Source organism: Arthrobacter sp. LT660, from assembly GCF_056172845.1.
In genome coordinates this window covers 2,572,742-2,597,269 of the sequence record NZ_CM149651.1, presented here as the reverse complement: position 1 = coordinate 2,597,269, position 24,528 = coordinate 2,572,742, and the positions used below count along the sequence as shown (strand labels likewise).

Below are 24,528 nucleotides of genomic sequence, written 5' to 3'. Positions count from 1 at the left end.
TCCTTTAGTCACATCTGGGGAACGTGTGGGGAGGTGCGCGGGACTAGATGTCCAGGAAGCGCACGTCCTTGGCGTTCTGCTGGATGAAGTTGCGTCGCGATTCGACGTCCTCGCCCATGAGCACGGAGAAGATCTGGTCGGCCGCAGCGGCGTCGTCCATGGTGATCTGGCGCAGCGTCCGGTGGTCGGGGTCCATGGTGGTGTCCCACAGCTCGGTGTAGTCCATCTCGCCGAGGCCCTTGTAGCGCTGGATGCCGTTCTCCTTGGGGAGGCGCTTGTTCGACGCCGCTCCGGCCTTGAGGGCGTCGTCGCGCTCCTTGTCCGTGAACACGTAGTCGTGAGCCGAGTTGGACCACTTGATTCGGTACAGCGGCGGCATGGCCAGGTAGACGTAGCCCTGTTCGATCAGCGGACGCATGTAGCGGAACAGCAGCGTCAACAGCAGCGTCGTGATGTGCTGCCCATCGACGTCGGCGTCGGCCATCAAAACGACCTTGTGGTACCTGAGTTTGGTGGCGTCGAACTCCTCGCCGATGCCCGTGCCGAAGGCCGTGATCATGGACTGGACCTCGGAGTTGCCCAGGGCCTTGTCCAGCCGGGCGCGCTCCACGTTCAGGATCTTTCCGCGCAGGGGGAGGATCGCCTGGGTGCGCGGATCGCGCCCACGCTTGGCCGAGCCGCCGGCGGAGTCTCCCTCCACGATGTAGACCTCACACTCGACCGGGTTCTTGGACGAGCAGTCGGACAGCTTGCCCGGCATGCCGAATGTCTCCAGCGGGCTCTTGCGGCGCGCGTTGTCGCGCGCCTTGCGGGCCGCCAGACGGGCCTGGGCCGCGAAGAGGGACTTGCGGATGATGTCCCTGGCGGTGTTCGGATTGCGCTCCAGCCAGTCGCCCAGCTCCTCGTTAACGACGCCCTGGACGTAGCCCTTGGCGATCGAGTTGCCCAGCTTCGTCTTGGTCTGGCCCTCGAACTGCGGCTCGCCGAGCTTCACGGAGACGACGGCGGTCAGGCCTTCGCGGATGTCGTCGCCCGTGAGGTTCTCGTCGTTTCCCTTGAGCAGGGTCTTTTCCCTGGCGTACCGGTTGATGAGCGAGGTCATCGCCGCCCGGAAACCCTCCTCGTGGGTGCCGCCCTCGTGGGTGTTGATCGTGTTCGCGTAGGTGTGGACGGATTCCGAGTAGGCGGTGGTCCACTGCATCGCGATCTCAACGGAGATCTGCTTGTCCTTGTCCTCGCTCTCGAACGCGATGACGTCGTCGTGGACCAGCTCCACCTTCTTGGACGCGTTGAGGTGCTTGACGTAGTCCAGCAGCCCGTCCTTGTAGAGATAGTCGACGCTGCGGTGCTTCGGCTCGGCGGCCTCGGCGGCGCGCTCGTCATCCTCCTCCGCGATTTCGTCGGCGGAGTCCTCGAGTGCGCGCTCGTCGGTCATCGTGATGCGCAGGCCCTTGTTCAGGAACGCCATCTGCTGCAGCCGCGCCCGCAGGGTCTCGAAATCGAACTCGACGGTGTCGAAAATGTCCGGGTCCGCGTAGAAGGTCTGGGTCGTTCCCGTGCCGTTCGCGTCCTCGCCCTTGACGAGTTCGCCCTGTGGCTTGCCGCCGTCCGCGAAGGACATGCGCCAGACGCTGCCCTGGCGGCGGACCTCCGTGTCGACACGCCGCGAGAGGGCGTTGACGACGGAGATTCCGACGCCGTGCAGACCCCCCGATACCGCGTAGCCGCCGCCGCCGAACTTTCCTCCCGCGTGCAGGATGGTCATCACGACCTCGACGGTCGGCTTGCCCTCGGTGGGGTGGATGTCCACCGGGATGCCGCGGCCGTTGTCCACGACCCGCACTCCGCCGTCGGCCTGGAGGGTGATCTTGATGTGGTCGCAGTAGCCGGCCAGGGCCTCGTCGACGGAGTTGTCGACGACCTCGTAGACGAGGTGGTGCAAGCCGCGGGGACCCGTGGAACCGATGTACATGCCGGGCCGTTTGCGCACGGCCTCGAGTCCCTCGAGGACCGTGATGTCGCTTGCGCCGTATTCGTGCGTCACGCGCCCGCCGTTCGAGAGGTCCTGAGCGCCTTCGGAAGGGGCTTCCGCCGTCTCCTGCCGGTCTTCCCCGACGCCGGAATCCCGGGGTTCCTCGTCCGGGTTTTCCTCGGGTGCGGTGTTCTCTATATCCACAGGCGCTACAGACTCCTTGTGCAATTCCGGCGGGCGGCGCCCGTCAGGCCGCCACTCATGAACCGGCGTCCCACAAAGCTGGGGGACACCACGCCCTAAATTCTACCGCGAATCGTCTCTGGAATCGCGCCGATCCACGGCCGATAGGCCCCCATTGGCCAAAAAAGTGCCATAGAAGCCACTGATGGACCCTCGCATGTGGGCCTGTATGGCTCCCGGGCTTGCGGGGCGTGAGCAGGCAAGGCAACGCAGGCGACTCGGCCCCGTTCCCCGAATGGCCCCCACACCGCTATCCGTAGGTGTCTCGGGGGCCCCTGCCCTGTACCCGGCGCATTCCCTTGCGCCAGCTTGGCGCCGAAGGACCGATCACCCGGATGACGGTCACGACGCCGGGACCGAGCTTCTCGTCGAAGGTCTTCAGCAGGCTGTGGCTCAGGAGCCGCAGCTGGGTGGCCCAAGCGGTGGAATCGCACCTGACGACCACCGTCGTCTCCTCGAAACTCTCCGGCGTGCAGTGCGCGGAGATTTGGGGGCCCACGAGCTCCGCCCATCGGGAAATCACCGATCCGACGGCGACGGGAGAGGTCCAGCCCCGGTCCCGCACCATGCGCGAGAACACGTTCCCGATGCCCTGGGGGTCGCGTCCGTCGTCGTATTGGATTCCCGCCGGCGACTTTCGCCGCGTGGCGCGCACCTCCGCGGCGCGCTCCCCGGCCCGCTGCGCCTGGGCCGCGTTGACGCGGATTTCCCCGCGCGCCGCCGCGGACTCGCGCATCCTGTTCAGCATGGCCCGCGCCGCGTCGAATTCGACGGGCTGTTTGCCCGTCGGGGCGGGTTCCCGCCGATCGGTCACGACTCCACCGTTCCGGGGCCAACACGCAGGACCGTCCCGCCCAACTCCTCCGGGACATCCTCCGGCACCGCGGCGGTGACGATGACCTGTTCGGCGTCCGCCACCACGGCCGCGAGTTTCCGCCGGCGCCCGGTGTCCAACTCGGCGAACACGTCGTCGAGGATGAGGATCGGCCGGGCACCCTCGCGCGGATCGTCCTCACACATGGCCCGGTAGGCGGCCAGCCGCAGGGAAAGCGCCAGCGACCAGGTCTCGCCGTGGGACGCGTACCCCTTCGCCGGCACGGCCCCGAGACCCAGGAGCAACTCGTCGCGGTGCGGGCCCACCAGCGTGAGCCCGCGCTCGAGTTCCTTCTTCCGCCGGGCAGCCAGTGCCGTCAGCAGGAGCTTTTCCAACTCCGCCGTGCCGGCGTCGGCAAGAGGGTTCTCCTCCGCTCCCGGCAACGGTCCGGGTGTGCTGTCGTCGTCGAGTTCCTCCACCACGGTCGACCGATAGACCGCGGTCGCCGCCTTCGATCCATCCGTGAGCCCCGCATAGGACGCTTCGAGGTGCGGCGTCAAGAGCGCCAGAACATCCAGCCTTCCGCGGAGGAGCCGGGCGCCCGCTTGGGCGAGGTGCTGGTCCCAGACGTCCAGCGTCGCCTCGTGGGAGGAAGTGAACCTCCCGGCCGCGCGCCCGGATTTGAGGAGGGCGTTGCGTTGCTTCAGGACACGTTCATAGTCGCCACGGGTGGCGGCATGGTGCGGCTGCAGCGTCACCAGCAGATCATCCAGGAACCGACGCCGGTTGGAGGGGTCTCCCTTCACCAGCGCGAGGTCCTCCGGGGCGAAAAGGACGGTTCGGACAATGCCGAGGACGTCACGGGCGCGTACCGGGTTGGCCCGGTTGATCCGCGCACGGTTGGCCTTGCCGGCGGTGATCTCCAGTTCGATCGACGTCGCCTGGGCACCGCGTTGGATGCGCGCCCGAACCAGCGCCCGGTCCGTGCCGAACCGGATGAGCGCCGCGTCTGATGAGACGCGGTGCGATGACAGCGTGGCCAGGTAGCCCAAAGCCTCGGCGACATTGGTCTTCCCGACTCCGTTGGGTCCGACCAGGACGCTGGTGCCTGCCGCCAACTGGATGTCCACCTGGGCGTAACTGCGGAAATCGGTCAGGGATATGTGAGAAACGAACACCCGGGGGTATGTCCCTATTCGCCGGGGCGCTTGACCGCGTGGCCGCCGAACTGGTTGCGCAGCGCCGCCACCATCTTCATTGCTGGCGCGTCGTCCTGGCGCGACGCGAACCGGGCGAAGACGGAAGCGGTGATCGCAGGCGCCGGGACCGCGTTGGAGATTGCCTCCTCCACGGTCCAGCGCCCCTCGCCCGAGTCCTCGACGTAGCCGACAACGTTGGCGAGCTCCGGATCTTCGCGCAGGGCCACGACCAGCAGATCCAGCAGCCAGGAGCGGATAACCGTTCCCTCCTGCCAGGCGGCGAAGGTGCCCGGAACATCCTTGATGATGTCCTTCGCGGCAAGGAGTTCATATCCCTCCGCATAGGACTGCATGATGCCGTATTCGATGCCGTTGTGGACCATCTTGGCGTAATGGCCGGCGCCGACCTCCCCGACGTGCACGAAGCTTCTGGCGGCATCGCCTTCCGGGCGGAGCGCATCAAAGACCGGCATGATTTCGGCGATGTCCGCGTCGGATCCGCCGGCCATCAGGCCGTAGCCGTTTTCCAACCCCCATACTCCGCCGGAGACGCCGCAGTCGACGAAACGGATCTGTTTCTCCGCGAGTTCGGCGGCGTGGCGCCGGTCGTCGCTGAAGCGGGTGTTGCCGCCGTCGATCACCAGGTCGTCCGGGGAAAGCCGGTCCTTGAGATCCGCGATGACGGAGTCGGTGATAGCTCCCGAGGGAACCATCAGCCACACGATGCGGGGCGTCGGCAACGCTTCCAGCATTGCCTCGACGGTGTCCACGTCAGTGAGCCCCGCATCGCGGTCGTATCCGGTGACTTCGACGCCGCCCTGGCGTAGGCGGGCGCGCATGTTGAAGCCCATCTTCCCGAGACCGATCAAACCTATGTGCATGGGTTTCTCCTTGTCGTCGATGTGGACCCGGACGGCCCCGCTCTAGCTGGGAAGCCTCACGGGCATGACCAGGTACCGGTAGTCGTCCTCATCGTCTCCGTCGAGCGACTTCTGTGCCGTCATCATGGCCGGCTTCGGCGCGGTGGTGAAGGAGAAGCGGACGAACTCGCTGTTGAAGGCGTTTAGTCCCTCGCCGAGGTAGGCGGGGTTGAACGCCACGGTGATGTCCTCGCCGTCAAGCTGTGCCTCGATGGCTTCCTCGGCCTGCGCGTCCTCGCCGGTTCCGGCGTCGAGGGAAAGCTGTCCTTCGGTGAAGGCCAGCCGCACGGGCGTGTTCCGCTCGGCAACCACGGCCACGCGACGGACGGCCTCGACGAGGTCGGTGGTGCGCACGGTCGCATGGATGGGCGTGTTTTCCGGGAAAAGCGAACGGATCTTCGGATAGTCGCCGTCCACGAGGAGGGACGTGGTGCGGCGGCTGCCGCTCTCGAACCCAATGAGGTCGTTGCTCTGGCCGAGTGCGATCTTGATGTCGCCGGCCCCTCCAAGGGTTTTGGCGACCTCATTCAGTGTGCGGGCCTTGACGAGCGCGGATGTCGAGATGCCCGGGTTAGCGGGACGCCATGAAACCTCGCGGAGAGCCAGTCGATAGCGGTCGGTCGCCAGGAATGTGATGAGGTCGTCTTCGATCTCCATCTTGACGCCGGTGAGGATGGGGAGCGTGTCGTCCTTCGACGCCGCAACGATGACTTGGCTGATGGCCTGGGCAAAAGCCTCTCCATCAACGACGCCGGCGATGTCCGGAAGTGCCGGCAATGCCGGGTAGTCAGCGACCGGCATGGTGGCCAGATGGAAGCGGCTGCGTCCACAGGTGACGGTGACTTTGTTGCCTTCCGTCTCGATCGTGACCTTCGCCTGCGGGAGGCTCCGGCAGATCTCGGCAAGAAGCTTTCCGGAGACCAGGATCGTCCCCTCCTGGGGTGTTTCCGCGGGAATCTCCAGGTGCGCCGAAATCTCGTAGTCGAAACCGGCGAGGGAAACGACGCTGTTTTCCGCTGTGATGAGGATCCCCGATAAAACCGGCGATGGCGGGCGCTGGGACAGTGAGCGGGCAGTCCAGGACACGGCTTCCGCCAGGACGTCCCTTTCGACACTGAACTTCACGTATTCCGCCTTTCACAGCACATGGGGTGACAACTTTCCGTTGCAAGCTTAGCCGGAAGGCTCGAACGGGGAATACCAGCGCAGGGAGCGGTGGACAGGTCGTGGGAACCAGCGGGTGGAATGGGAACTTGTTATCTGGAATCTCATAAAAGGTGGGATTCGTAGTGTTAATAAGTCCTGTGGATTCTGTGGATAACAGGCGCAGACCGTACGGCAAGGCCGATTATGCATGTGCACAACATGTTGGTTCGCCATGGCTAAGTGCCGGTCGGCGGTGGACAAAGATCCGCGCCGTTTAAGGGATCCACAGGGGAAGGCGGATTTATGCGCAGGTAAGCGGCTTCGTCCACTTAACCATCCACAGGTTTATCCACAGCTGTGGTTGTCGCCGCATTGGCAGGGATCGGGGCCGGTCAGCCTTCGCGCTGTTGTTGCTTGATCCGGTTGGTCAGTTCCGTCACCTGATTGAAGATCGCACGGCGTTCGGCCATCAGTTCGCGGATCTTTCGGTCGGCGTGGATCACGGTTGTGTGGTCGCGGCCACCCATTTCCTGCCCGATCTTGGGGAGGGACATGTCGGTGAGTTCCCGTAGCAGATACATGGCGATCTGTCGGGCGGTCACGAGCGTCCGGGTCCGGGACTTGCTGTTGAGTTCCTCGATGCTGAGGTTGAAGTACTCGGCTGTCTGGGCGACGATCGCCGCCGGCGTGATCTCCTGGGCCCCCTCGTCGGTGATGAGGTCCTTCAACACGGTTTCGGCGAGGGCCATGTCGACGCCCTGGCTGTTGAGGGACGCGAACGCGGTGACGCGGATGAGGGCACCCTCCAACTCGCGGATGTTGGTGGAGATCTTCGAGGCGATGTACTCCATGACGTCGTCCGGCGCCGAGAGTCCTTCCGCGGTCGCCTTCTTGCGCAGGATGGCGATCCTGGTTTCGAGTTCCGGCGGTTGGATGTCCGTCAGCAGGCCCCACTCGAAGCGCGATCTCATGCGGTCCTCAAAGCCGGCCAGCTGCTTCGGCGGCAGATCGGACGTGATGACGACCTGCTTGTTGTGGTTGTGAAGCGCGTTGAAGGTGTGGAAGAACTCCTCCTGCGTGGCGTCCTTGTTGGCCAGGAACTGGATGTCGTCGATCAGGAGGATGTCCACGTTGCGGTAGGTCTGCTTGAAGCTGGCCCCCTCGTCGTCGCGGATCGAGTTGATGAAGTCGTTCGTGAATTCCTCGGAGTTCACATACCTGACCCGGATGCCGTTGTAGAGATGGCGCGCATAGTGGCCGATGGCGTGCAGCAAGTGGGTCTTACCCAGACCGGAATCTCCGTATATGAACAACGGGTTATATGCCTTGGCGGGTGCCTCGGCCACGGCCACCGCTGCGGCATGTGCGAAGCGGTTGGACGATCCGATCACGAAGGTGTCGAAAATGTACTTGGGATTGAGTCGGCCGAATTCCTGGGACGTCGAGGGGGGGGACGGCTGCGGGCGGTTATCGCTGATCCGTTCCTTGGGGACGGGCGGCTGCTCGGACTCGGCCGGCTCCGGGCTAGCTTCGGGCACCAGATCGGAGTCGATACTGAAGGCACAGAGGATGTCGTCCTGGAATACTTGGCGGAGGGCGACGTCAAGGGGCCCCTTGAGCTGGGTCTGCAGGACTTCCCGGGTGAGTTCGTTTGGGACGGCCAACAGGAGTGTGGTGCCGATCAGCCCCTGCGGCTGGGCAAGCACCACGAAGCCGCGCTGACGCGGGGTGACGCGATCGTCCTGCTCCAGGTTGCGCACCACCTGACGCCACGCGCTGCCTACCGTGTTCGATTCTTCCGTGCTCACTATCGCAGTCCCCTCAAAGGTGTTGCCGCTCGAAAGGCGGAGGTTCCCGTCCCGGCCGAGTGCACCGGACGGCGACGGGAGTTCCGATTCTAGCCGTCATCCACAATGTTGTTCACAGACGGTGGATAACTCGATCGTTGGCGCGAACCTCCCGCTAGCGGACACGTAGATGCCTCCGCTCCCGGAATGACGGGGAAGTCGATGAAATCCGTCGTCGCCGCCCGACCGCCTCGGATCCAGCTTGTCCACAACTGTGGATTCGCTACACACAGGGTGTGGGAACTCGCTGTAGGGTTGGGAGAAGTAGACGGTGGCCACAGGTGGCCCCAGGAAGCCCCATCCCCGGTTTGACGGGGAGGGCTTCTTTCCCCTACCGTTATTTAGTCCTGTGTGTGTGTTTTCAGTGATGCCTTACGTCCTTGGTCGAGTCAGACAGGGGACAGGGCACCTGCGGAACCGCCACTTTTTGATTCGAGCGTCAGCCTGTTCTTCCCACCTTGTAGCAACGGGTTAAGGCGCATCAAATGATCGTCTTGGAGTTACTACTGTGAGCAAGCGGACTTTTCAGCCGAATAACCGCCGTCGTGCCAAGAAGCACGGCTTCCGTCTTCGTATGCGCACCCGTGCGGGTCGTGCCATCCTGGCTGCGCGCCGCGGCAAGGGCCGCACCGAACTCTCCGCATAGCATCGAGCGGATCCGCACGGATCGGCCGCATTCTTCCATGAGTGCCTTCTCCCGCGGCATCGGCGTCTGACGCCGTGCTGCCGAAGGAGCACCGGATGCGAACCGCCGGGGAATTCTCGAACACCGTACGTTCCGGCGCCCGCTCTGGGCGCCGGAACGTAGTGCTATATGCACGTTCCCGAATCGAGGAGGGCGCCGAGGCGCGTTCGCGGTTCGGGTTTATTGTGTCTAAAGCGGTGGGGAACGCTGTTGCCCGGAACCTCGTTAAGAGGAGGTTAAGGGCGGTTGCCGCCGAGGCCTTGGTTAATCAGGGCCACACCTACGACGTCGTCGTGCGTGCCCTGCCGTCCGCCGCTCAGGCGACCTGGGCCGAACTTTCAGTCGAGGTATCCGAGGCGATTACGGCCGCCTGCCGCGCGGCGGACCGTAAGGCGACGACCCAGAGGTCGGGGAGGGACAACCATGGCATTTCCTGAGGAAAAACCGTCAACCGGCGTCATTCGCCGTCTTGTCGATGTGCCCCGGCAGATTGCCGTGGCGTTGCTCAAGGGATACCGCGTGGTCGTTTCCCCGCTCTATGGCGATGTCTGCCGCTACTTCCCGAGTTGTTCCGCCTACGCGCTTGAATCCGTCACAGTCCACGGCGCGGTTAAGGGCTCCGGATTGGCCGCCTACAGGGTTCTTCGCTGTAATCCGTGGAGCCACGGTGGCATCGACCACGTGCCGGCCGGCCGCAGGATTTGGCCGAACGGCCACACCCCAAAGATCATGGTGTTGAATCATCCGCCGATTCCCGCCGACGATGATGCCGCAGACGCGGCTCGAGGAGCATGACCTTTAATGGAATTCTTTGACACGCTGCTGTGGCCGTTCCGCCAGGTGGTTTCGTGGATCCTTTGGGCGTTCCATGAATTGTTCACCTGGGTGGGCATGGACCCGGATTCAGGTTGGACCTGGACGCTTTCCATCGTTTTCCTGGTGCTTCTTATCCGGACCGCCCTGATTCCCGTCTTCGTCAAACAGATCAAGGCGCAGCGCGCCATGCAGGCGCTGCAACCGGACCTGCGCAAGCTGCAGGCCAAGTACAAGGGGAAGAAGGACCAGCTCTCGCAGCAGGCGATGATCGCCGAACAGCGGGAGCTATTCAAGAAGCACAAGACCAATCCGCTGTCTTCGTGCCTTCCGATCCTCGTGCAGATGCCGTTCTTCTTCGCGCTGTTCACCGTGCTGAACAACGCGGCGAAGGCGAGCGCTTCGGGCGATCCCATCGGTGCGCTGTCGGCCGCTCATATCCGGAGTTTCGACCAGTCGTCGATTTTCGGCGCCAAGCTCTCCGACACCTTCCTCGGCACCTTGAATTCCGGCTCCCCCAGCATGTCCGTGATCGTCACCGCCCTCGTCATGATCATCGCGATGACGGCGTCGCAGTTCATCACGCAGAAGCAGATCATGTCCAAGAACATGACCAAGGAGGCCCTCGAGGGCCCGTTCATGCAGCAGCAGAAGATGATGCTCTACATCCTTCCCCTGGTGTTTGGGATCGGCGGCATCAACTTCCCGATCGGTGTTCTGATCTACTGGACCGCTTCCAACGTCTGGACCCTTGGACAGCAGTTCTACGTCATTCACAACAATCCCACTCCCGGTTCCCAGGCGGAGCGCGAGCTCAACGAGCGTCGGGCTGCGAAGGGACTTCCGCCGCGGGGACAGAAGAAGATTGAGGACACCGTTCCCGAGGTCGTTGAACCGAAGGTGCAGCGGACGCAGCCGCAGCGCAAGAACAGGAAGAAGAAGTAGTCCATGAGCAACGTTGACGAGACCTCTACGCCGCTTGACCCCGCCACGCAGGACGCCGACGACGAGTCCTCGCCGAGCAGGTTGGAGGAAGAGGGCGACGTCGCCGCGGACTATCTCGAGGAACTTTTGGACATCGCCGACATCGATGGGGACATCGACATCGAGGTCCGTAGCGGACGGACGTACATTTCGATCGTCAACGAGGAAGGTGGCGACGAGCAGTTGCGCGGCCTGGTCGGGCATGAGGGCGAGACGTTGGAGGCCCTTCAGGAGCTCACCCGGCTGGCCGTCCTGTCGTCCACGGGGAACCGGTCGAGGCTGGTGTTGGACATCGTCGGCTACCGGGAGGGTCGTGTCAGCGAATTGCAGGGCGTCGCGGAGGACGCCGTCGCCAAGGCACGTGAGTCTGGAGAGCCAGTGGCACTGCCTCCCATGAGCGCCTACGAGCGCAAGCTCGTGCACGACGCCGTCGCCGCCCTTGGATCTCACAGCGAGTCCGATGGCGAAGGACCGCGCCGGCACATCGTCGTCTCGGCCAACGAGGCCTAGGACAGGCACCAGAGGAGAGCGGAACCACGTGAGCATGGAGCATGAACCTACGGCGGAGGAACGCCGCGCCGCCAAACTTGTTTTCGGAGATCGACTCCCCCTAGCCGAAAGGTACGTCGAGCACCTGGCAACGTCCGGTATGGAACGCGGGCTGTTGGGTCCACGCGAGGTTCCCCGGCTCTGGGGGCGTCACGTTCTTAACTGTGCTGTCGTGGCGGACCTGATCGCCCAGGGCTCCGAGGTCGCGGACGTGGGCAGCGGGGCGGGGCTGCCGGGGCTCACGTTCGCCATCGCGCGGCCGGATCTTTCGGTGACGTTGATCGAGCCGTTGGAGCGTCGATGCATTTGGCTCAGCGAGGTGACGGAAGATCTTGGGTTGGACAACGTGACCGTTTACCGGTCCCGTGCCGAACAGGCCGTGGGGCACGTCGTTGCCGATGTGGTGACCGCACGGGCCGTGTCCGCCCTGGGCAATCTCGCCGGACTGACGATCCCGTTGTTGGGCGGTTCCGGCGAAGTCTTAGCGATCAAGGGTCGCAGCGCGGCCGAGGAAATCGACAAGGCATCGAAAGCCATTCGGAAGCTCGGCGGACGGGGAACCGAGGTGGTGACTGTCGGCGAGGACGTGCTCGAGGAACCAACGACGGTTGTCCGCATCCGCGTCGGTTGACGTCGAACCGATAGTCTGTACTGGTGGCCGATGCGCCATGCAGTGCGTCGAGGAGGAGGAGTAGTGAAGAGCTCGGGAAGCAAGATCCCGCCGTTTGCAGCACTCTTTCGTTCGTCGACGACCGTCAGGACTTCGGTGCAACTCGAAAAGGTTGCAAATGCTGGTGAAGACACCGTTTCACGTGAAACGACTGGTCAGGAGACCACACAGTCGGCGTCAGTCGTCGCGCACGAAGACCCCGTACGGTCGCAAGAAGCAGTTCAGGCTCGAGCAGAGGCACCGGTTCAGAACGTTATGGACACCATTGACGACAGCACACCGCTGGCCAGTGAACTGGCTAGCGAAAACAAGCGACGCGAACGCCTGAGCGGCCGTACACTGCCCAGCCCGGATGAAACACGCTACTTCACGGTCAGTAACCAGAAGGGCGGGGTCGGCAAAACAACCACCACGGTGAACATCGCCGCGGCCCTTGCCTCCGCTGGTCTGAATGTTCTCGTCGTTGATATCGACCCGCAGGGCAATGCGTCGACCGCGTTGGGGATCGAACACCACGCCGAGGTCGACAGCATCTACGATGTGCTCATCAACGACGTTCCCTTAGCCGAAGTCGTGGCGGCTTGTCCGGACGTTGACAACTTGGTTGTTGCGCCGGCCACCATCCATTTGGCAGGCGCGGAGATCGAGTTGGTTTCACTCGTTGCCCGCGAGCAGCGGTTGCGGCGCGCCCTGGACCAGTACGCCAAGTACCGCGAAGAAAACCACCTGCCCCGGCTGGATTATGTTTTTGTGGATTGTCCCCCAAGCTTGGGGCTGCTTACGGTCAACGCGTTCGTCGCCGCTCGAGAAGTGCTCATCCCCATTCAGTGCGAGTACTACGCTTTGGAGGGGCTAAGCCAACTTCTGAAGAACATCGAGATGATCCAGAAGCATCTGAACGCGGATCTGGTTGTTTCGACCATTCTTCTCACCATGTACGACGGCAGGACCAATCTGGCGTCCCAGGTGGCAGCCGAGGTGCGAGAGCATTTCCCGAAGCAGGTACTCGGAGCCCTGATTCCCAGGAGCGTCCGGATTTCCGAGGCGCCCAGCTACCAACAGACCGTTATGACCTACGATCGCAACTCAACAGGCGCGCTTTCCTATCTCGAGGCAGCCACGGAGATTGCGGAACGCGCCTAGCCTCCGCGTAACGACGCATTGCGCCAAGTAGACTCGTTCTCGAGCATTCACGCCCGGCAGTACGGGCACATCGCCGAGAGGAAGTCACATGGCGGAAAAGCGACGGGGTTTGGGGCGCGGCTTAGGAGCTTTGATCTCCAGTGCACCCAGCAGCGACGAGACGTCTGAAGTTTCGGACGGAGGTACCGCTGATCGTTCAGTGCAGGCTGTGGCCGGAGGCGACTCGACGGACGAAGCCCAATCCGTTTCACGTGAAACGCTACGCACGGAGTCGGAACCCATTGGCGACTCCCGGGGCTCTGGCACGCCCAGGATGGGCTCAACGCGGTCTGAGGGTGCGGATGTCGGCGCCATCTCCGATGAGTCTCCAGTGGAGGTCACGAGGGCATCTGAGCGCAAACCTGCCTTGGATGCAGCTGCCGGTGCTAAATTCCAAGCTCCGACGGCCAGCGGAGGGAAATCTGCTGATCGCAAGACGCGTCCGGTGGATATGTTCTTTACGCCGGGTAAGTCCGCCGCAGATTCACTGACAAACGAGAAGCCGGCAGCTAGCAACGGCGCTGGCGATGACGTGCGCGCCGAAACCCGTTCACCGCGGACAAAGGCAACTGGAAAGCGTCCCCAAATGCCGGACTTCATCGGCGAAGTGCGAGGACGTGGTTCCGACGGTGCACGGTCACGATCTGAAGTTGATTCGTCGGCCGTCCACGAGACGACCGCGGGCATTTCTGGGCCTTCCGAGGACAGTGCGCGGACTTCATCTGCGGAGGAAACCGATCGTTCGATCGACTCGGAAGTTTCACGTGAAACACTCGTCGCCGTGCCGGGCGCTTCGTTTGCCGAGATCCCGGTGGACAAAATCCACCCGAATCGGAAGCAACCGCGAACGGACTTCGACCAGGAGGATATGGCAGAGCTTGTCCACTCCATCAAGGAAGTGGGCCTGCTTCAGCCGATCGTAGTCCGCCCGTCCCCTGAAGGCGGCGATGCAGCTTATGAACTTGTCATGGGTGAACGTCGTTGGCGGGCAACCCAGGAGGCTGGCCTCGCAACGATACCGGCCATTATCCGTGCCACCACGGACATGGATCTTCTTCGCGACGCTTTGTTGGAGAACCTCCACCGTTCCCAGTTGAATCCGCTTGAGGAAGCGGCAGCGTATCAGCAGCTTTTGCAGGAATTTGGATGCACGCAGGACGAGTTATCGGAGCGGATTGGTCGGTCGCGACCACAGATTTCCAATACGATACGTCTCATGAAACTGCCGGCACTGGTGCAGCGACGTGTTGCAGCGGGTGTCTTGAGCGCTGGACACGCGCGCGCACTCCTCGCGCTGGCCGATGTGGGCGATATGGAACGGCTTGCTCAACGTATCGTGAATGAGGGGCTCTCTGTCAGGGCCACCGAAGAGATCGTCGCGCTCAGCGATGGACTCCGTCGGCCGGCCAAGGAATCGTCGCCGCGGACGACGGCTCGTCACGAGCGCCTGGATTTTTTGGCTACGTCACTCTCAGATCGCTTGGACACCAGCGTAAAGATCACGTTGGGGGCAAAAAAAGGCCGCGTCAGCATCGAATTCGCCAGCGTCGACGACTTGAACCGCATCATGGGCGTCATTTCTCCCGGTTCGCCTAACTGAACGATCAACAAGAGAGCGAATCGGTGGGTGTGTTTCACGTGAAACACACCCACCGATTCGTAACCGGTTCGTCTTCGGCCTTTGGTCCGAGAATGCCCGTCAGCGGGATCTGCGCCTGGACAGTCCGTCCACTTTGATTCCCGGCATCTCATCAATTTGTTAGGGATGATGACCGCACATACCAAGCTTGTAGTTCAAAAGTCTGGTTGACCCTGGTTATGGTCTTCACAGACTTACTTTGCTCGGCGTCGCGTCCTGCCTCCACGCAGACTCGATTTGGCCTACAATCCGGTATCGCTTCACTTGAAACATGGCCATATTCGAAAGTCGCGAGCCCGCGCGTCAGGGCGTTGTGTTTCACGTGAAACTATCGACAAGTCTGCGCTAATCTTTTTCGGTGACGCCGTCCTTGGGTCAATGTAGGCGCGGCCGACGGCGTGAATGCGTGTTCTTCGTGTCGTTCTCCACGCTAAACACTCTGTGAACTTCTAACTCGAGACGAAGACTATGGTTCTAGATGACAGCCACGAGGGACTCCTGTTCACGATGGGCGTCTTTGTATCAGATCAGTCGGTTGGGACGACTGCTCGGTGCATCCGTGATCGGGCCAGAGTACAGCGGTCCCCCCTGATGCCGCGGGACACCCGTGTTTCACGTGAAACCGTCGCCGTTTCCATCGCGTTACACGTTTTGAACGCTCCATTGATCGCCGCGTATAGCGTAGAGGCCGGGGCACATTGCGCGTTGGAAGCGTCGTGATCGCGCGCACGGACGATGGCGGGCAAGCGGTTACCGTGTTGTGATGCTTTGAGCGGGTAAGTACAAGCGAGCATTGAGATAAAAGGCGCCTTGTTGTGCGATGCGTCCATGCTCGCGTTCCACGACGGTTGGTCGTTGTGGCTACAAAGTACCAGACCGCGCTCCGTCGAGTAGCGGTGCTCACTCAATGCTTTGCCGCCCATGTGCATTTTCTGGTCTGCCAGAGAAGTGCGTCTCGTATCCAGGCACTTCACTGACCGAGTGTGGAGACGCGACGATCTCCCAAGAACGGGTCCCCTCGAACCCGCCGTTCCTGGATTCTGAACCCCATGCCTTCCCGTGTTTCACGTGAAACCACATGATCCAGCGGTGAGGGGTTTGAAGAACCACCGATTTCCCGGCACGGAGTCGATCGCAGGTTGCGATACCGACCGAGGTTTTGTACTGCCGTAATGGCTCGGGTGAATGGCGCATGCGTGAGCAGAACTATCGCATTCGAAGCGGAGTCTCAATGCCGCGGTGCAGGCAGGCGCGGACTCAGGGTCTGTCAAAAAGCTAGAGCTATATGGTCAGCGCGAAGCGAGACGCGAGGAACTGGCGTCCGTGGCGGCGGGTGGTCCGGCCGTAGCTTGATGACAAGTATCACTGCCTCGGCGCAACGTCCGTGAGCGACATATAGCTCGAGAACAAACCAAAACGTTTGTAATACGTGGTTAGTTTGCTGACAAGCCGTCGGCCCGGGCAGAGCCAGGTCTCTGGACCCGGCAAAAGCACCTCGACGCAGAAAGGGTCCACACCGGTTGCTCCGGCATGGACCCTTCCTCCGGACGTTTGGGTCCAGAAGCAATTTCACGGATTAGAGGTAGGCCGCGAATTCCTGTTCGATGACTTGCTTTGGCTTCGCTCCGATCGAACTGGCGACGTGCTCCCCTCCTTGGAACACGAAGACGGCCGGAATGCTGGTGATGCCGTACTTCGCGGCGATGGCCGGGTTGTCGTCAACATTGACCTTCACGACCTCGATCTTTTCCGCATGCTCTGCGGCAATCTGATCGAGGATCGGGGACAGCTGGCGGCACGGGCCGCACCATTCTGCCCAGAAGTCCACGAGTACCGGCTTCGCGGAATCGAGGACATCGGTCTGGAAAGTGGCGTCGGATACGTCCTTGGCGTGGCTCATGTGCATGGCCCTTTCTGGTTGGTTCGACTACAGGCTTGCGCCGGCCGTCTCTGTCTTGGAGGAGTGGAGATCGGAAAGGAAATGCTCGACGTCCAGGGCGGCTATGCAACCGGAACCGGCAGCAGTGACCGCCTGACGGTATGTGGGATCGATGACGTCGCCCGCGGCAAAGACACCGGGAATGTTGGTCTTGGATGTACGCCCCTCGACGGCAATGGTCCCCTCCGCCGTCAGGTCCAACTGGCCCTTGACGAGCTCGGTTCGTGGATCGTTGCCGATGGCGACGAAGACGCCGGTCACGGGGAGCTTGGACGCCGTCCCATCGACGAGGTTGCGCAGCTTAATGGCCGTGACCTTCGCATCGCCCTCGAAGCCCTCCACACCGGTGTTCCATACGAACTCGATCTTCGGGTGCGCGAGCGCCCGGTCCGCCATGATCTTCGACGCCCGAAGCGTGTCCCGGCGGTGTACGACGGTCACCTTCGAGGCGAACTTCGTGAGGAACAGAGCCTCCTCCATGGCCGAGTCGCCACCTCCGACGACGGCGATTTCCTGGTCCCGGAAGAAGAAGCCGTCGCACGTGGCGCACCAGGACACGCCGTGGCCCGACAGACGCTTCTCGTCCGGCACACCGAGTTCGCGATACGCGGACCCGGTGGAGACGATGATGCTGTGGGCGCGGTACGTGTCCCCATTGGCCAGAACGACGGTCTTGACCTCGCCGCCCAATGCGGCGGAGGCGACGTCCTCGAACAGGATCTCGGCGCCGAAACGCTCGGCCTGGGCCTGCATGTTGTCCATGAGATCCGGCCCCATGATCCCGTCGCGGAAACCCGGGAAATTCTCCACGTCCGTGGTGTTCATGAGTTCGCCGCCGGCGGTCACGGAACCCGCGATGACCAAGGGTGAAAGATTGGCGCGGGCGGTGTACACGGCGGCCGTGTATCCCGCGGGTCCGGAACCGACGATGATGACGTCGCGGATGTCATTGGTAGTCTCAGTGGCCACGCTCGGTGAACCTCTCTGTAGGTCCAGGGAGCATGGTGCCCTCCGGATCGGTGATCGAGTCTGCCCTGCACAACGAGCCAAGGCATGCCGGTATTCCCGGCCGGTGTCTAGGAGACCTTGATCTCCGCGACCTGTAGGCCGTATGGCCGCGAGTTGTTGGAGCCGGACGCCAGACGAGGAAGCTCCGTGACGTTGATGAACACATACTGGGCCTTGGCGGGACCCCCGTCGTCACCCGCGACGGGAACGGTGACGGTCGGTCCGGTAAAGGATCCCGAGGTGATTTCCCGCGCTGATCCGAGGTCGTTGGTGTCGCCGATCCGGATCTCGAATGCGCCGCCGGTGCCGTTAAGCCCCGACAACTCCACCGACGAAACGTCGGACTCCTCCTCGAGCTCCACCACCAAAACCATGTTCGATGCGAACCCGCCAAACTGCGGCTGCGTGAACGAATACGATCGGTACATGCTGCCCTGGCTCCCGTCGATCGCGTTGACGAGAGTCGCATCGGTTTCCGCATTCAGCGCCTGGTTACCCGGAACCAGACGCGAGAGACCGGTTATACGGGGTTCCACCACGGGGGCTTCGGACGATTCGGGGGCGGCGCTGGACTCCGCGGATCCGCCTTCGTTCTCTTCCTCGCTTGCGGCCGGCGCGGAGCTGGTGCCGGCCACTGGCCCGGGTTCCTCACCGGGACCGAGGTTGTTGAAGGCGAACACCACCGCGACGATCAACAGAATCGCCAACACCGCGCCAACCAGAAGGCGCGTGCCCTTCCTGCCGCCGGAGGAAGCGTCCTCGTATTCGTCGTCCGCATAATCCGCAGTCTCGGCCGGATCCTGGAAAGAGCGGGCCCCGGCGGGAAAAACGGACGCCTTGCGCAGGCCGCCGTCCTCCGCGGGGGGTGAGCCCGGCGCACCGGCACCGGCACCAACGCCGGCGGTACCAGCTGCACTGGCGGCAGCCGTCCCGGCCGTTGGCGGGGTGTTGGTGTCGTCGCGTGGTTCGTGCCGGTGACTTGGCGCCTCGTCGGCAGCGAAGTCGTCGGCGTCGTACATCGAAACCTTGGAGGATGTCGGGTGGGCCGCGGTGGGGGGCTGGGGGGCCTCGGGCTGCGCCTGCGTCGCCGCGCCATGGTCGGCAGGGGACGAATCCGCGGCGGAGCGCGGGGCCTCCGTGGGCCGCGGGGGAACACGCGCGGCGGGGTCGGCGGCGCCTGCCGCGCCGGCACCGGAAGCCGTGGCGTTCGCCGCCGCCGCGGCGCTCGCTCCAGCGGCACCGGCCGCCCCGCCTGCGGCCGCACCACCCGTTGCCGCGTCGTCGCCCGAGCCCGGCGCGTTCCGGCCCTTGGCGAAACGGGATTTGAAGCCGGACAGGCGGTCCGTGAGGTTGATTTCGGGGAGCCGGCCGATCATGCCCGGACGGTTCTGCTCCTGGGCGCGCAGTTCCTCGTAGTACTCGTCGTCGTCCTCGTAGACGTGCGGCTCCATGGAGCGCGACTCGCCGAAGATCTCGGAACCGAGGGTGTCGGTGTAGAACGGCTCCACGAAGGGTTCGTCACGCTGAATTACGAGGTCCAGCAGGTCCGCGGGCGCCGCGGTGTTCGTGATCAGGTAGGTGGTGCCGTCGGAGATGCCGAGGTCCAGGACCTGCATGGCGCCATAGCGTTCCCCCGTGGCGATCTCGCGGGCGCTGGTGGCCACCTGGCTGGCGTTCTCCGCGGATGCCACCAGGATGCTGACCTCGCGGTTGAGAACCTGATCGGTCCCGTCCAGGACCACGTCGCCGTCAGCGGAGGCCAGAACCACGCCGGAGACCTTGTAACGGCCGCCGAGAACTGTTCCGACATCGATGGGCTGCGACACTATTGACTCCCGGGATTGGATGGTGGGTGCGGTTGCACCCGTCTCAGTTGCTCGTACCATGCTACCGGTGCGCGCGCCGCGACCCACGAAGCCATGGTCCCTATCGGCGCGAAAGGCGTCCCAGATCCGGAATTCGGCGGGCCAGTGGGCCCAGGAACTCCTCCAGCTCCGGTAGGCGCGCGGCCCGCAACAGCAGCAGGAAGACCACCAGCATGACCGAACCGACGACGGCGATGCTCACCACGGCGTTCGGAATGCCGTCCCAGGGGTACCCGTCGCTGTAGCCTCCCATCAGCCAAAGGACCGCCGCCCCCACTGCGCCGGCCGCCGCCGCCATCCAGCCGATCCGGATGTAGGTGCCGGCCACCTCGGACGTTCCGTAGTCGCCGTACCGGCGCACCACGAGGACGTGGGCAAGCACGGCGGACAGGACGTTCGTCAGGCCGTACAACAGGGCGATGCCCACGGCGATCCGCGTCGCGGGCAGGAATGCAGCCATGGTGTACGCGGCGGCGAGTCCGACGGCGGCGATGGTCGTCTGGATCAGCATCGGCGTCTTGGTGTCCTCCTCGGCGAAGAACACCCGGATGAGGAAGAAATGGATGCTCTTGAACGGAAGCCCCAGGGCCGTCAGGACCACGAGCTGGCCAATCGCGGCGCCCGCAGCCGCGGCCGTGCTGCCCGTTCCGCCGAAGATCCTGCCCACGGGGCCGGCCAGGACGATGAACGCCACCGAGGCGAAGACAACCGGCACCGCAGTCGTCCGTAGTCCGCGCGAGAGCAGGGGCCCGATCGCCTCGCGATCGCCGTCCGCGAAGGACCGCGACAATTCGTTGAACAGGACCGTGGCCAGCGACAGCGCGAAGATCGAGTGCGGCAGCACGGTGATGAGCTGCGAGGTGTTCAGCGCGTACTCGCCCGCCACCGAGGCGCCGCCCGAGTCCAGGGCCGCACGGGCCGGCGTCGCACTGGAGACCAGGCGCGCGTAGGCCAGGGACGCGACGTTGCCGACCGTCATCGAAACCAGCGTCCAGACGGCGAGGCGCCCCACGTGGCGAAGCCCCATGCCGCGCCACCCGAATTTCGGGCGGATGTGCAGTCCCATCCGGGCCAGCGGAAGGAACAGCACGAGCGCCTGGAGCGCTATCCCGAGCGTCGACCCGCCGGCCAGCAGCAGCGTCTGTTGCCGTGTCCAGGAGGCGAAGGGATCGTCGGTGCCGCCATAGGCGCCGAAGAGGGCCATGTAGGTGCCGATCACGGCTATCTGCACCACATTGTTCACCACCGGGGCCCACATGTAGGCTCCGAAACGACCGTGGGCGTTGAGCACCTGGCCCACCACGGCGTAGACGCCGTAGAAAAAGACCTGCGGCAGGCTCCAGTAGGCGAACGCCGTGCCCAGGGCCAGCATGGAAGGCGTCCAACCCTTGGTGAGTAGCGTGATGATGGGCCCGGCGAGCAGGGTCAACAGGACGGCGAACCCGGCCATCACCACCACCGTTAGCGTGATGAGCCGGCTGGTGTAGTCGGAGCCACGGTCCGCGGCCTTGGACGCCTTGATCAGCTGAGGCACCAGTACCACGTTGAAGATGCCGCCCGCGAGCAGCATGAAGATGATCGTGGGGATGATGTTGGCTTTTTCGAAGACGTCGGCAACGGTCGTGATGGAGCCGATCGCGACGGCGAGCAGCGCCGTCCGCACGAAGCCGAGGATCCGCGAGACGAGCGTACCGGACGCCATCAGCGCATAGGCCCTCGAGTGCCCGCCGGAGGCCGTGGGGGTCTTGCTAGTCGACATGCTGTGGAAGGACTTCCCGCGCGAGGTCGGCGATGCGGCGCTCGTTGGGGAAGGACAGGCGCTTGCCGAGCTCCGCGATGGGGACCCACGCGACGTCGACGGCCTCATGGTCCGGATCGTTGTCGATGGTCAGTTCCCCGCCTGTCGCCCGCAACAGGAAGTGGTGCACCGTCTTGTGCACGCGGTAGCTGGTGACGGTGAACCAGTAGTCGATGCTCCCCAGCGGTGCCAGGACGCGCCCGGCGATGCCGGTTTCCTCCTCGACCTCGCGGACGGCGGCTTCCTCGTTCGTTTCCCGGCCCTCCGGGTGGCCCTTGGGAAGACACCATTCCAGGCGGCCGCCCCTGTTGTAGCGCGCGATGATCGCCACGGGCAGCTTTGGCTTGGAGGTGTCCACAATGACCCCACCGGAGGAAACCTCCTCGACGGTGGGGAGCGCGTGGTGTCCCGGCTGCGCCTGCGCGTGCGCCATTGACGCAGTCAACGGCGTGCGCTTCGGGGCGCTGGGAACTGGATGGGCCATGCGCTCCACTCTATCTATGTTTCGCGCGGCACCGTGTTGTCCCCACGCGCGGAGAGGCAACACGGCCCCGAGCAGGCCGAACGGGTGAAAGTCTGGCAGGGTTAAAGCACTATGCAGCAGCTTCCAGACCCGACTGCGCTCACCGCGCTCCTGCCTCCCGTCGTCTTCGACCTGGCGCGCCGCTTCACCGACGCCGGCCACGAGCTCTCGCTCGTCGGCGGACCCGTGAGGGACCTGTTCCTGGGCAGGGTCTCGCCGGACCTGGATTTCACGACGGACGCGGACCCGGACCAGACCCTCGCGGCGGTCGCCGGATGGGCCGACGCGACATGGGAGGTCGGGCGTGCCTTCGGGACCATTGCGCTGCGGAAGGGCAACGACTCCATTGAAGTCACGACCTATCGTGCGGACGCGTATGACGCCGATTCCCGCAAACCGGCCGTCGCCTTCGGCACCTCGCTGAGCGACGACCTATACCGGCGCGACTTCACGATGAACGCCATGGCCCTGCGCCTTCCCTCGCTCGAGCTCGTCGATCCGTTCGGCGGGTACGGAGACCTCGCCGCCGGCGTCGTCAGGACACCCGGCGCGCCGTCGTCGTCCTTCTCCGACGACCCGCTGCGCATGATGCGCGCCGCGCGGTTCGCCTCCCAGTTGCGCGTCGCGGTCGCGCCCGAGGTCAGCCAGGCCATGACGGACATGGCCGAACGAATCGACATCATCTCCGCCGAGCGGGTCCGGGACGAACTCGTCAAGCTGGTCTGCGGCGCCGATCCGCGCACCGGGATCGACCTGCTCGTGGAGACCGGCTTGGCCGACCGGGTCCTGCCCGAGGTCTCCGCGCTCAAGCTGGAGGTGGACGAGCACCACCGCCACAAGGACGTCTACCAGCACTCGCTCCAGGTACTCGAGCAGGCCACCGAACTCGAGACCGGACCGGACGGTCCCGCGCCGGCCCCCGACTTCGTGCTGCGCTTCGCGTCCTTGCTGCACGACGTCGGCAAGCCGGCGACGCGGCGCTTCGAACCCTCCGGCGCGGTCACCTTCCGACACCACGACGCGATCGGCGCCAAGCTGGTCAAGAAGCGGATGCGCGCCCTGCGCTTCGACAACGAGACCATCAAGTCGGTGGCACGGCTCGTGGAGCTTCACATGCGCTTCTACGGCTATGGCGAGGCCGGATGGTCCGACTCCGCGGTGCGCCGGTACGTCACGGACGCCGGCCCGTTGCTCGAACGGCTGCACCGGCTGACCCGATCGGACGTGACCACGCGCAACCGGCGCAAGGCCGAGCGCCTCGCCTTCGCGTACGACGACCTCGAACACCGCATCGCCGAATTGGCGGAGCGGGAGGAGATGGAAGCCATCCGGCCGGATCTGGACGGCCAGGCGATCATGGGCATTCTGGGGATCTCCCCGGGGCCCGTGGTGGGACGCGCCTACCGGTACCTGCTTGAACTGCGGCTCGACAATGGACCCATGGACCGGGCGGCCGCCGAGGCGGCGCTCACGGCGTGGTGGCTGCAGCAACCCGAATCATCAACCGAGGAGACCCAGTCATGATCGAACTTCCCCGCCTCTGGCTAGTGCGCCACGGCGAGACCGAGTGGTCGCGCAGCGGCCAGTACACGGGCCTGACGGATTTGCCCCTCACGGCCGAAGGGGAGGTGCAGGCCCTCGAAACGGGGCGGAAGCTGGCGGCGGTCCGCGAGGCGGGAACCAACTTCGGCCTGGTGATGACCAGCCCGCTCCAGCGGGCGCGTCGTACGGCGGAACTCGCCGGCTTTCCCGACGCGGACCAGGTGCCCTGGGCTCACGAATGGGACTACGGGGACTATGAGGGCGTGAACTCCGCGGACGTGCGCGCCGAGGATCCCGCGTACCTCATCTGGGACAACGGCGTGCCCAACGGCGAGACCCTGGAACAGGTCGGGGCCCGCGCGGACAGCGTGATCGACCGCGTGCGCACCGAGCTCCACTCGGGCGGAGACGCGCTGCTGGTGTCCCACGGCCATTTCAGCCGCGTGTTGACCGCGCGCTGGCTCGGCCTGGACGCGAGCTACGGACGGCATTTCGTCTTGGGTACGGCGCAACTGTGCCGGCTGGGCTGGGACAAGCGGTCGCCCGCCGTGGAGGCCTGGGGGATCTGACTCGGGCACGGCGTGTTGTACGCGACGCGCCGGTTGGTATTTCAACAAGCCGAGAAAATTCGGCGCAGACGGTGGCTTTCCGGCGTCGTACTGTGTAGCTTGTAATCGGTGATTGAGAAAACTCAATGCGAGCTCTCGATCAGCGGACAATATTGGAGCCGGTTAGCCGGCCTGTTCACCTAAAAGGAGGTGGGATTCGTGATTACTGAAATGGAATTCAGAGGAGTGTTTAGCACTCCGGCCGGCACCGGCCACCGAGCCCGTGCAATCGCCCCCGCCTCTGGAACAGCGCTCCGCTAAGCGCACACCGGCCGTCTGCCGAAGACGCTGCTCCCGAGGCCTCCCGCCTCAGAGGTTCCCCAGGAAGAGCAGCGATGTCCGCAAAAACCAGCACCAATTCGCCGACCCCGGCGCGTTCCGCCGAGTTCATCTTCTCCGGTCCGGACGTACTCAGCCCCAGGCCGGCGAACCGCACGGTCCACGTGCGGACCCTGTCCCCCCGCCCTCGCGAAGGGAGGTGAGAGGAATGCGCAAGGATCGCCGAGATCCACGCCAGGAGCGCACCACCCGGTTCAATCCGGAGCCGCGCCAACGCACCGAGGCACAGTTTCCCCTGGAGAT

The 24,528-nt window shown here is 64.1% G+C and carries 21 protein-coding genes; 10 read left to right on the top strand and 11 right to left on the bottom strand.

Features of this window, described 5'->3' with window-relative positions; all coding sequences use genetic code 11:
• Nucleotides 1-43: 43 nt before the first annotated feature.
• From gyrB to dnaA, 6 genes are all read right to left on the bottom strand, one after another.
• Nucleotides 44-2,044 carry a DNA topoisomerase (ATP-hydrolyzing) subunit B gene (gyrB, locus tag AC0QSG_RS12080; protein WP_475377311.1) on the bottom strand — a complete coding sequence of 667 codons (2,001 nt, stop codon included), beginning with the start codon at nucleotides 2,042-2,044 and terminating at the stop codon, nucleotides 44-46.
• 421 nt (nucleotides 2,045-2,465) lie between these two features.
• Nucleotides 2,466-2,963, bottom strand: a complete 498-nt coding sequence (locus AC0QSG_RS12075; RefSeq protein ID WP_475377310.1) for a DciA family protein — start codon at nucleotides 2,961-2,963, stop codon at nucleotides 2,466-2,468.
• Nucleotides 2,964-3,025: 62 nt separating this feature from the next.
• Nucleotides 3,026-4,207, bottom strand: coding sequence for a DNA replication/repair protein RecF (recF, locus tag AC0QSG_RS12070; protein ID WP_475375564.1), 1,182 nt, complete (start codon nucleotides 4,205-4,207; stop codon nucleotides 3,026-3,028).
• 14 nt (nucleotides 4,208-4,221) lie between these two features.
• A complete protein-coding gene (gnd, locus tag AC0QSG_RS12065; RefSeq protein ID WP_475375563.1) occupies nucleotides 4,222-5,109 on the bottom strand; it encodes a phosphogluconate dehydrogenase (NAD(+)-dependent, decarboxylating) in 888 nt (295 codons plus the stop codon).
• 42 nt (nucleotides 5,110-5,151) lie between these two features.
• The gene (gene dnaN, locus AC0QSG_RS12060) at nucleotides 5,152-6,273 is read right to left on the bottom strand and encodes a DNA polymerase III subunit beta (RefSeq protein WP_475375562.1); all 1,122 of its coding nucleotides are present in this window, start codon (nucleotides 6,271-6,273) and stop codon (nucleotides 5,152-5,154) included.
• A 413-nt stretch (nucleotides 6,274-6,686) separates the two neighbouring features.
• Entirely contained in the window at nucleotides 6,687-8,102 is a 1,416-nt protein-coding gene (gene dnaA, locus AC0QSG_RS12055; protein WP_435728001.1) for a chromosomal replication initiator protein DnaA, read from the bottom strand.
• 547 nt (nucleotides 8,103-8,649) lie between these two features.
• On the opposite strand from dnaA, the gene rpmH reads away from it, so the two are divergent.
• The 8 genes from rpmH (at nucleotide 8,650) to AC0QSG_RS12015 (ending at nucleotide 14,624) form a co-directional block, all read left to right on the top strand.
• Complete coding sequence (rpmH, locus tag AC0QSG_RS12050) at nucleotides 8,650-8,787, top strand: 50S ribosomal protein L34 (RefSeq protein WP_003800212.1); 138 nt, start codon at nucleotides 8,650-8,652, stop codon at nucleotides 8,785-8,787.
• Between the two features lie 95 nt (nucleotides 8,788-8,882).
• Nucleotides 8,883-9,263, top strand: coding sequence for a ribonuclease P protein component (gene rnpA / locus AC0QSG_RS12045; RefSeq protein ID WP_475375561.1), 381 nt, complete (start codon nucleotides 8,883-8,885; stop codon nucleotides 9,261-9,263).
• Complete coding sequence (gene yidD, locus AC0QSG_RS12040; RefSeq protein ID WP_475375560.1) at nucleotides 9,250-9,621, top strand: membrane protein insertion efficiency factor YidD; 372 nt, start codon at nucleotides 9,250-9,252, stop codon at nucleotides 9,619-9,621. Before rnpA ends, yidD begins: the two co-directional genes overlap by 14 nt.
• Nucleotides 9,622-9,627: 6 nt before the next feature.
• On the top strand, nucleotides 9,628-10,584 hold the full coding sequence (yidC, locus tag AC0QSG_RS12035) for a membrane protein insertase YidC (protein ID WP_435728007.1): 957 nt from the start codon (nucleotides 9,628-9,630) through the stop codon (nucleotides 10,582-10,584).
• A 3-nt stretch (nucleotides 10,585-10,587) separates the two neighbouring features.
• Nucleotides 10,588-11,133: a Jag family protein gene (locus AC0QSG_RS12030; protein ID WP_475375559.1), complete on the top strand. Its 546-nt coding sequence runs from the start codon at nucleotides 10,588-10,590 to the stop codon at nucleotides 11,131-11,133.
• 34 nt (nucleotides 11,134-11,167) lie between these two features.
• Nucleotides 11,168-11,803, top strand: coding sequence for a 16S rRNA (guanine(527)-N(7))-methyltransferase RsmG (gene rsmG / locus AC0QSG_RS12025; RefSeq protein ID WP_475375558.1), 636 nt, complete (start codon nucleotides 11,168-11,170; stop codon nucleotides 11,801-11,803).
• Between the two features lie 63 nt (nucleotides 11,804-11,866).
• Complete coding sequence (locus AC0QSG_RS12020) at nucleotides 11,867-12,985, top strand: ParA family protein (RefSeq protein ID WP_475375557.1); 1,119 nt, start codon at nucleotides 11,867-11,869, stop codon at nucleotides 12,983-12,985.
• A gap of 484 nt (nucleotides 12,986-13,469) precedes the next feature.
• A complete protein-coding gene (locus AC0QSG_RS12015; RefSeq protein ID WP_475375556.1) occupies nucleotides 13,470-14,624 on the top strand; it encodes a ParB/RepB/Spo0J family partition protein in 1,155 nt (384 codons plus the stop codon).
• 1,615 nt (nucleotides 14,625-16,239) lie between these two features.
• Here AC0QSG_RS12015 and trxA read toward each other — a convergent pair.
• From trxA to AC0QSG_RS11990, 5 genes are all read right to left on the bottom strand, one after another.
• Nucleotides 16,240-16,563, bottom strand: a complete 324-nt coding sequence (gene trxA, locus AC0QSG_RS12010) for a thioredoxin (protein WP_435728013.1) — start codon at nucleotides 16,561-16,563, stop codon at nucleotides 16,240-16,242.
• Nucleotides 16,564-16,590: 27 nt separating this feature from the next.
• On the bottom strand, nucleotides 16,591-17,571 hold the full coding sequence (trxB, locus tag AC0QSG_RS12005) for a thioredoxin-disulfide reductase (RefSeq protein WP_475375555.1): 981 nt from the start codon (nucleotides 17,569-17,571) through the stop codon (nucleotides 16,591-16,593).
• 107 nt (nucleotides 17,572-17,678) lie between these two features.
• Entirely contained in the window at nucleotides 17,679-19,436 is a 1,758-nt protein-coding gene (locus tag AC0QSG_RS12000) for an ABC transporter substrate-binding protein (RefSeq protein ID WP_475375554.1), read from the bottom strand.
• Nucleotides 19,437-19,536: 100 nt separating this feature from the next.
• Nucleotides 19,537-21,234, bottom strand: coding sequence for a murein biosynthesis integral membrane protein MurJ (gene murJ, locus AC0QSG_RS11995; RefSeq protein WP_475375553.1), 1,698 nt, complete (start codon nucleotides 21,232-21,234; stop codon nucleotides 19,537-19,539).
• On the bottom strand, nucleotides 21,224-21,757 hold the full coding sequence (locus tag AC0QSG_RS11990) for an NUDIX hydrolase (RefSeq protein ID WP_475375552.1): 534 nt from the start codon (nucleotides 21,755-21,757) through the stop codon (nucleotides 21,224-21,226). The genes murJ and AC0QSG_RS11990 overlap by 11 nt, the downstream gene beginning before the upstream one ends.
• A gap of 111 nt (nucleotides 21,758-21,868) precedes the next feature.
• On the opposite strand from AC0QSG_RS11990, the gene AC0QSG_RS11985 reads away from it, so the two are divergent.
• Nucleotides 21,869-23,320, top strand: a complete 1,452-nt coding sequence (locus tag AC0QSG_RS11985; RefSeq protein ID WP_475375551.1) for a CCA tRNA nucleotidyltransferase — start codon at nucleotides 21,869-21,871, stop codon at nucleotides 23,318-23,320.
• Nucleotides 23,317-23,907 carry a histidine phosphatase family protein gene (locus AC0QSG_RS11980; protein ID WP_435728021.1) on the top strand — a complete coding sequence of 197 codons (591 nt, stop codon included), beginning with the start codon at nucleotides 23,317-23,319 and terminating at the stop codon, nucleotides 23,905-23,907. Before AC0QSG_RS11985 ends, AC0QSG_RS11980 begins: the two co-directional genes overlap by 4 nt.
• Nucleotides 23,908-24,528: the final 621 nt, after the last annotated feature.